Below are 1896 nucleotides of genomic sequence, written 5' to 3'. Positions count from 1 at the left end.
CCCAAGTTCAGCAGAAAAAACGCTAAGTCATTGATTTCGTTTGCAGCGATTTCTGAAATTGCCACAACATGACGCGTTTTACGCAGGTTTTGAGACGTCGAGTGCTTCGAAGAGGGACAGTTGCTCCGGCTTAGTTCGAGTGATTCCAGTGAATGGCTTCTCGCCTATATAGGCGGTGAATTGTTGGACCTTGGCGAGGATTTCCAGCGCAGTTTTTGGGCTTACACTGCTCCCCTTGGCCTTCAAGCGCATGCGCATGACGCGGTAGAGCACGAGGGCCAGAAAGCAGATCAAGGCATGGGCGCGGATGCGATCTGGCAGCCGATGGTGGACAGGCGCGATCTCGATATCGGATTTAAGCACGCGAAACCCGCGTTCAATATCGCTTAATTCCTTGTATTTCTTGACAGTTTCTTCCGGCTTTATCTCAGGAACATTGGTCAGCAGGACCAGTTTGCCGTCAAACAGGGCGGCCTGTGCGATAGCGTCCTCATCCACTGTCCAACTGAAGCGCTCTGCTTGGAAGTCCGCTTTGACAAAACGGGTGAGCTCTGCGTCGGCAACAGCGCGGACAAAGCGGCTGTAGGCGCCGCGGTCGGATGCCTTCCGGCCCTTTGCAGGCTTTCCTTCATCTTGTCTATCGAGCTTTGCGACCATGGCGTTGCCCATGGCCTCCAACTCAGCAATCCGCGCCTGTCGGCTTTCACCTTGCTCAAGAGCGCGCTTGGCATCATACGCGACAATCAGGCGATGTCCTTCAAAGCTGGCCTCGCGCAGCCCGTTACCGTCGCTGAAATCGAAGTCCTGGAAGGTTTTGACCAAATCGCTGTAACGCCGTGCTGGGACGGCCAGGATGAACTCCAGCTTGCGCCCGCCCAGGTCAGCGATTTCTGTCAGGTGATGAATATTATCTAGGCTGAGCAGGCCCCGATCCGCCACCAGAATGATGCGCTGGATGGGGAAGCGCGCCAACACTGTGGCGAGCATACCCTGTAGGGTTTTTGTCTCGGACACATTGCCTGGATGGACTGTGTGCATGAGTGGCAGGCCTTCAGCTGTCTGCACCACGCCCAGAACAAACTGGCGCGCAACACCGCCTTTCTCCTTGTTCATGCCAAAGGCGCGCAAATCATCTTCCAGTTTTGTCTCACCATGAATGCGCACTGTGGTCAGATCGTAGAAGACCATCGTCAGGTCATGATCCACTAAGGGTCGGATCTGCTTTGCGAGCTCGTCTTCCACCCTGTCCACATTGTCCATCAGCGCATCCATGGCGCGTAGGAGGTGGTAGTGTTCAACCCTCGACGGCATTGCGGGCATGGCGACAGTTTCCAGCCAGCGCAGCACGCCCAACTTGCTGTCAGGCGCGCAAAGTCGATTGAAAACCATCGCGCGAACAAGCGCTTCAACATCAATCTTTCGCTTCCCCGAGCGCAGGGAGCGCTGTAGGGCGCGATCAAATCCCAGGTCCTTCCATATTTCATGGAGGGCAAACACGTCACCATAAGACAGAGCACTATCGGCCTCGACGGCACCCGTCTGAACATCGGCGCGTCCAACCGCCCTGTTCAATCCATTGATCAGAGCATCCAGAGACCCACCTTTCAGCTCATCGATACGCCCGATGGTGGCAATCGTGCGCTGGCGAACCTTACCGTCCTCGGTTCGATAGCCCTCGACAAGTTGCAAGTAGCGGCGACCGCCGGATGATGTAATTCTGGCATACATGCCACAATATTACCGAAATATTAACCATTAAAGCAAGGCATAAGTCTTATTCGCGTGCCACAACAGGACCGCTAGAAACCCAGCCCCTCGCAAACCCTAACCCATTGAAATTACGAGGCCAAGCAACACCAGCCCATGCCAAATCCCAAATATTTTGCCGAACTTGGG

1 protein-coding gene is annotated in these 1896 nt (G+C 54.9%); it reads right to left on the bottom strand.

Going from position 1 to position 1896, the window contains the following annotated elements; genetic code table 11:
* Positions 1-78 precede the first annotated feature (78 nt).
* Entirely contained in the window at positions 79-1728 is a 1650-nt protein-coding gene (locus ACTZWY_RS19665) for an IS1634 family transposase (protein ID WP_444792399.1), read from the bottom strand.
* Positions 1729-1896 lie beyond the last annotated feature (168 nt).

Origin of the sequence: Roseinatronobacter sp. NSM (assembly GCF_052379845.1) — a bacterium.
GTDB lineage: Bacteria > Pseudomonadota > Alphaproteobacteria > Rhodobacterales > Rhodobacteraceae > Roseinatronobacter.
Note: the sequence above shows the minus strand (reverse complement) of the source record. Positions and strands in the feature narration are given on the sequence as shown.

Bases quoted from the DNA above. Each gene is read 5' to 3' on its own strand.
- ACTZWY_RS19665 (WP_444792399.1), bottom strand. From the start codon at position 1,728: ATGTATGCCAGAATTACATCATCCGGCGGTCGCCGCTACTTGCAACTT.